Source organism: Mycobacterium sp. (assembly GCF_035653355.1).
In the GTDB taxonomy this organism is placed as follows: Bacteria; Actinomycetota; Actinomycetes; order Mycobacteriales; family Mycobacteriaceae; genus Mycobacterium.
In genome coordinates, this window is record NZ_DASRBZ010000123.1 from 1 (window position 1) to 6,306 (window position 6,306).

Consider the following 6,306-nt stretch of genomic DNA (forward strand, 5'->3'; position numbering starts at 1 on the left):
CCAGCGCGGGAACAGCATGAAGTTGGCGCCGATAAACGCGGCCACCGCGCCGCTGGCATTGGCAACCGAATTCATGGTGACCACCTGTTCGCGCGGCACCACGTGCGGCAAGGCCGCCGACAACCCGGACGCGACGAAGCGCCCGAAACCGTTGACGATCAGCGCGCCGCAAAGCACCACCCAATCGTTGGCCCCAATGGCCAAGAAGGCACCCACCGTGGCGATCGACACCAGGCGACCGACGTTGGCCCCGACTAGCACCAGCCGCCGGTCCCAATGGTCCATCAGCGCCCCGGCAAACGGACCGAGCAACGAATAGGGCAGGAACAGCACAGCGAAGGCACCTGCGATCGCCAAGGGACTGGTGGCCCGGTCCGGGTTGAACAGCAGCGCCCCGGCCAGCGTCGCCTGAAACAGCCCGTCACCGAACTGACTGGCGACGCGCAGCTCCAGCAGCCGCCAGAAGTCAGGCAAACGACGCACTGAGCGCCACACCGTGACGGGCGCGCGGATGTCAACCACAAGACCTACTTCCGCGATCGCCGCGGTCAGCCCATGAGCGACCGCAACCTGCAACCAGCGTACAAATCGCGGTTCCCGGTACCCTTGTTCGCCACCGCAATTGCGTGCGGGTGCCATGATGGTGTTGTGGCGCAGCACGAAGATCCCGAAGACTACGTCGCACCTGCCGCGCACCGCGTGCGATCGGGCACCTTGCTGCTGGCGAATACTGACTTGCTGGAGCCGACGTTCCGCCGCAGCGTGATCTACGTCGTCGAGCACAACGATGGCGGCACCCTGGGAGTGGTGCTCAACCGGCCCAGCGACACCGCTGTCTACAACGTGTTGCCGCAATGGGCGAAATTGGCGGTCAAGCCGAAGACGATGTTCATCGGGGGCCCAGTGAAACGTGACGCCGCACTGTGTCTGGGTGCACTGCGCGTAGGCGCCGACCCGCACGGCGTCCCCGGGCTCAGGCATGTGAGCGGGCGCATCGTGATGGTCGACCTCGAGGCCGACCCGGACGTGATCGCCCCCTTGCTGGAAGGGGTGCGGATCTTCGCGGGATACTCGGGCTGGACCATTGGCCAGCTCGAAGGTGAGATCGAGCGCGACGACTGGATCGTGTTGTCGGCGTTGCCGTCTGACGTGCTGGCTGGGCCGCGGGTGGATCTGTGGGCTCGGGCGCTGCGGCGCCAGCCGCTGCCGCTGTCGCTGCTGGCCACCCACCCCATCGACGTCAGCCGCAACTAGGTATAGCCAAAAGAACAGTGCTGCAGCGGCTTAGGAGCCAGGCGGGCCCGCGCAGTCGACGACCGCGCAACCAGCGCAGTTGCCCGCGCAATTCGCCTGCGCCGCCAGGCCATTCAGCGCATGCCGCGCGGCTTGCCATGCACCGGCGGCCACGGTGCTGACGGCGCCGATGACACACAGGATGACCACGACCGGCGCTCGATGCGGGGCGCCCAGCGCCACCGCGCCGCCGCTGGCCAACATGACCGCGGCCGCCAATTGAGGCGGAGCGACCGCCCGCATCAGCGCCGCAGCGATGTCGCCGGTGGCGGGGCGAGAGACCGACCACAGCCCGAGGGCGGCGGCCGCAACCGCGACGCACAGACACAGCACACCAGCGATCAGCATGGCCACACCATACGATGCGCGGCCAATCGAGCCGAGTGGGCGCCCCGGCCCGTCCCCTACCGGCCCAGAGCGGGTGCCGCCGGCAACGTGGCTGGGCTGGCGGGCGCGGGCGGGGCCGCCGTGGGCGCGGTCACCCGGAATCCGTTGACGATCGCGTCGGTGGCCGGTGCTTCGGCCACAGCCCGGGCGACGTCGGTGGTGACCGCGAGTGACACCAGGTACTTGTCGGGGCCGGAGGTGGCGATGACGTGGCGCCGGGAGGTGTTGAGCGTCATGTCGTTCTGCCGGTAGGTGCCTTCGATGATCGACGACGGGAAGCCGCCGAAATCGGCGAGCGAGGCGGTTGTGGTCTGCCAGGCGGGCAGTTGCTGGCTGTCGACGAAGCCGTGGGTGATGGCTTCTCTGGGATCGAAGTCGCCGATCAGCTTATACACCACCACCTGAGCGTTGGAGGTGTAGAGGCTGCTGCCGGATCGGTTGGCGATCACCACGAAGGGGTCGGCCACGTTGGGGTCAGGCACCGGCGTCCAGCCCGCCGGCATCGGCAAGGTGATATCGAGCGCCTTGAAGCCCTCCGGCTTCTGCGGCTCGAGTTTGACGCCCTTGGACTGGAAGTAGTCGCGCAGCGTTCCGGACGTGGCCGGAACCAGCGTCGGCTGTACCGGGGCCAGCCCGGCGACGGGCCCTACGGCGGTCGGCGGCCTCAGCGGCGACGCTGGATTCGGCGCCAGCGGCAAGGACGCGGCCGAGGCGCTGTTGCCGGCGCCGCTGTTGCCGACGCCGCCGATGACGTTCTGGGTAACCGGTGGCGGCGCCGGAGTGGGCCGCGGCGGCAGCCCGGGATCCGCGGATGCGGTGGCAGTGGCAAAGCCCACAGCAGCGGCGAAGCCGACGGCTACACCGCCTGCCACTACCCGCCGACTGCGAGCGGTCTGCGTCATGTGCGTCGATCCTTTCGAACGCTCGGGCCAACAGCGGTAGTAGGGGCTGACTGTAACCACTGCGCGGCGCGGGCGAGAAGGCCTGGAATCGACCTGGAACCAAGCTCTGATCGCTCCGCAATTCAACCGAAACCAACCTGTGGCCTGCGGCTCGCCCATCGGCGCCCTTATACCCTGTTGACGTGACCGAATCCCCGCCCGCCACGGCCGACCGCACCACCGCGGCCCCAGACGTGGACGTCGATGCTCCGCGGTACCGATACACCGCGGAGCTGGCGGACCGCATCGAGCGGACCTGGCAGGACAATTGGGAACGGATGGGCACTTTTCACGTGCCGAATCCGGTCGGTTCGCTGGCCCCGGGCGACGGCTCGGCGGTGCCCGAAGACAAATTGTTCGTCCAGGACATGTTTCCCTATCCCTCCGGCGAGGGATTGCATGTCGGTCACCCGTTGGGCTATATCGCCACCGACGTCTACGCCCGCTATCACCGGATGACCGGTCGTAATGTCCTGCACGCGTTGGGTTTCGACGCTTTCGGGCTGCCTGCCGAGCAGTACGCGGTGCAGACCGGCACTCATCCGCGTATCCGGACTGAGGCGAACATCACAAATTTCCGGCGTCAATTGGGGCGGCTGGGTTTCGGGCACGACAGCCGGCGCAGCTTCGCGACAACCGATGTCGAGTTCTACAAGTGGACGCAGTGGATCTTCCTGCAGATCTACAACGCCTGGTTTGACACCGCCGCAAACAAGGCCAGACCGATCGCCGAACTTGTCGCGGAACTCGATTCCGGTGCGCGTCGTCTCGACGACGGCCGCGACTGGGCGACGCTGTCGCCCGGTGAGCGCGCCGATGTGATCGATAGCCACCGATTGGTCTACCGATCGGAAGAAATGGTGAACTGGTGTCCCGGGCTGGGCACCGTGCTCGCCAACGAAGAGGTTACTGCCGAGGGTCGCAGTGACCGTGGAAACTTTCCGGTGTTCCGTAAACGGTTGCGGCAGTGGATGATGCGGATCACCGCCTACGCAGACCGGTTACTCGACGACCTCGACCTGCTGGAGTGGCCGGACAAGGTCAAAACCATGCAGCGCAACTGGATCGGTCGCTCCACCGGTGCGGCGGCGCTGTTCTCGGCGCGCACACCCGGCGGCGAAACCGTCGACATCGAGGTGTTCACCACCCGGCCGGACACTCTGTTCGGCGCCACCTATCTCGTGCTGGCCCCCGAACATGAGCTGGTCGACCGCTTGGCAGCAGCCACGTGGCCCGAAGGGGTCGATTCGCAGTGGACCTACGGCGCCACCACGCCCGCCGACGCCATCGCGGCATACCGGCTCGCCATCGCGGCGAAGTCGGACTTGGAACGTCAGGAAAACAAAGCAAAGACCGGCGTCTTCCTGGGTACCTATGCAACCAATCCCGCCAATGGCGAGCAGGTGCCGATCTTCATCGCCGACTACGTCCTGATCGGATACGGCACCGGCGCGATTATGGCCGTCCCCGGCCACGACCAGCGTGACTGGGAATTCGCCCACGAGTTCGGGCTGCCGATCGTGGAAGTCATTGCTGGCGGCAACATTTCGGAGTCCGCATACACCGGTGACGGGATACTGGTCAATTCTGCTTACCTCAACGGCATGGACGTGTCCGCCGCCAAGGAGGCAATCACCCGTCGACTGGAAGCCGACGGCCGCGGCTGGGCCCGCATCGAATACAAGCTTCGCGACTGGCTTTTCGCCAGACAACGGTATTGGGGCGAACCGTTCCCGATCGTCTACGACAGCGACGGACGCCCGCACGCGCTCGACGAGGCCGCGCTGCCGGTAGAACTGCCCGACGTACCGCACTATTCGCCGGTGCATTTCGACCCCGACGATGCCGACAGCGAGCCGTCCCCACCGCTGGCCAAGGCCACCGACTGGGTCCACGTCGAGCTGGATCTCGGCGACGGGCTAAAGCCCTACACCCGCGACACCAACGTGATGCCCCAGTGGGCTGGCAGCTCATGGTATGAGCTGCGCTACACCGACCCGCACAACTCAGAACGGTTCTGCGCCAAGGAGAACGAAGCCTACTGGATGGGACCGCGGCCCGCTGAACACGGCCCGGACGACCCGGGCGGCGTCGACTTGTACGTCGGAGGCGTCGAGCACGCGGTACTGCACTTGCTGTACGCCCGGTTCTGGCACAAGGTGCTCTACGACCTGGGCCATGTTAGTTCCTGCGAACCGTACCGGCGGCTGGTCAACCAGGGCTACATTCAGGCGTTCGCCTATACCGACGCCCGCGGATCGTATGTGCCGGCTGCAGAGGTGATCGAGCGCGACGGCAAGTTCTTCTATCCGGGGCCGGACGGCGAAATCGAGGTATTCCAGGAATTCGGCAAAATCGGTAAGAGCCTGAAGAATTCGGTATCGCCCGACGAGATCTGTGACAGCTACGGCGCCGACACGCTGCGGGTGTACGAGATGGCGATGGGCCCGCTGGAAGCGTCGCGTCCGTGGGCGACTAAAGACGTAATCGGTGCATACCGATTTCTGCAACGGGTGTGGCGGCTGGTCATCGACGAGCACACCGGTGAAACGCGGGTCGCCGGTCATGCGGCCTTGGACAAGACCACGCTGCAGCTGTTGCACCGCACGATCGCCGGCGTCTCCGAAGACTATGCGGGACTGCGCAATAACACGGCGGTGGCCAAGCTGATCGAGTACACCAACCACCTCACCAAACAGCACCGCGACTCGGTGCCCCGCGCAGCCGTGGAACCCTTGGTGCTGATGCTTGCCCCGCTGGCCCCGCACATGGCCGAGGAGCTGTGGTCTCGGTTGGGCCACACCACATCGCTCGCGCACGGCCCCTTCCCGGTGGCCGATCCGAACTACCTGGTGCAGGACACGGTCGAATTCCCAGTGCAAGTGAACGGCAAAGTGCGCGGCCACATCACCGTTGCGGTCGACGCTGACGCCGAGACCGTGGAAGCGGCGGCTTTAGCCGACGAGAAAGTGCAGGCGTTCTTGGCCGGTGCAACGCCCAGGAAGGTGATCGTAGTTCCCGGCCGGCTGGTCAACCTGGTCGTCTAATTCGGCTCTCGCTCATCGCGCTAGCGCTGCCGGATGACGACCTCGTGGACATGACCGTCCGGAGGCGTGTTGACCACGTTGGCGACCACCCCGGCGACGGTTTCAGGCCGCAGGAACTTGGCGGCGTTGTATTCGCCGCCTTCGAAGGCGACCAGCTCCCGTTGCATGTCCGTATCGACGCGGCCCGGATAGACCGTGGTGACCCGAAGCCCTGTCTCGTCGTCGCGCAATGAGTCGGCGAACGCCCGCAGTGCGAACTTGCTGGCCGAATAGGACGCCATACCCGGTGACACCTTACGGCCGGACCCGGAATTGACGAATACCACCTGGCCGCTTGCCCGCCGCAGCGCCGGCAATAACGCCAAGGTAAGGGCTACTGCGCCAAAGACATTGACATCAAAGGTAGCCCGCCAGTCCTCGATCTTGGAATCGCCGACGTGGCCCGGTATCGACACTCCGGCGTTGTGCACCAACACATCTAGCTCGCTGAGGTCGGGCGCGGAGTTCTGGATCGCTTCGGTGTCCGTCAGGTCCAGCGGCCACGTGGTGGCCTGCAAGCGCTGCGCAACCGCGTCCAAGCGTGCTGAGGACCGCCCGGCTAACAGCAGGGTATGTGTTTGGGCCAGCGCTTCGGCGAT

At 65.8% G+C, this 6,306-nt stretch carries 6 protein-coding genes; 2 read left to right on the forward strand and 4 right to left on the reverse strand.

Annotated elements, in window-relative coordinates; all coding sequences use genetic code 11:
* On the reverse strand, nt 1-540 hold a 540-nt coding region (locus tag VFA16_RS03855), incomplete at its 3' end, for an MFS transporter (protein WP_324966545.1).
* Nucleotides 541-648: 108 nt separating this feature from the next.
* Here VFA16_RS03855 and VFA16_RS03860 point away from each other — a divergent pair.
* On the forward strand, nt 649-1,254 hold the full coding sequence (locus VFA16_RS03860) for a YqgE/AlgH family protein (RefSeq protein ID WP_324966541.1): 606 nt from the start codon (nt 649-651) through the stop codon (nt 1,252-1,254).
* A gap of 30 nt (nt 1,255-1,284) precedes the next feature.
* Here VFA16_RS03860 and VFA16_RS03865 read toward each other — a convergent pair whose 3' ends face one another.
* A complete protein-coding gene (locus VFA16_RS03865) occupies nt 1,285-1,641 on the reverse strand; it encodes a hypothetical protein (protein WP_324966542.1) in 357 nt (118 codons plus the stop codon).
* A 56-nt stretch (nt 1,642-1,697) separates the two neighbouring features.
* Nucleotides 1,698-2,582: an LpqN/LpqT family lipoprotein gene (locus tag VFA16_RS03870; RefSeq protein ID WP_324966543.1), complete on the reverse strand. Its 885-nt coding sequence runs from the start codon at nt 2,580-2,582 to the stop codon at nt 1,698-1,700.
* A gap of 182 nt (nt 2,583-2,764) precedes the next feature.
* On the opposite strand from VFA16_RS03870, the gene leuS reads away from it, so the two are divergent.
* Complete coding sequence (leuS, locus tag VFA16_RS03875) at nt 2,765-5,668, forward strand: leucine--tRNA ligase (protein ID WP_414687636.1); 2,904 nt, start codon at nt 2,765-2,767, stop codon at nt 5,666-5,668.
* Between the two features lie 20 nt (nt 5,669-5,688).
* Here leuS and VFA16_RS03880 read toward each other — a convergent pair.
* On the reverse strand, nt 5,689-6,306 hold a 618-nt coding region (locus VFA16_RS03880), incomplete at its 5' end, for an SDR family oxidoreductase (protein WP_324966544.1).

Coding starts and splice junctions, on each gene's coding strand:
- VFA16_RS03870 (WP_324966543.1), bottom strand. CDS start 2,582: ATGACGCAGACCGCTCGCAGTCGGCGGGTAGTGGCAGGCGGTGTAGCC.
- VFA16_RS03865 (WP_324966542.1), bottom strand. CDS start 1,641: ATGCTGATCGCTGGTGTGCTGTGTCTGTGCGTCGCGGTTGCGGCCGCC.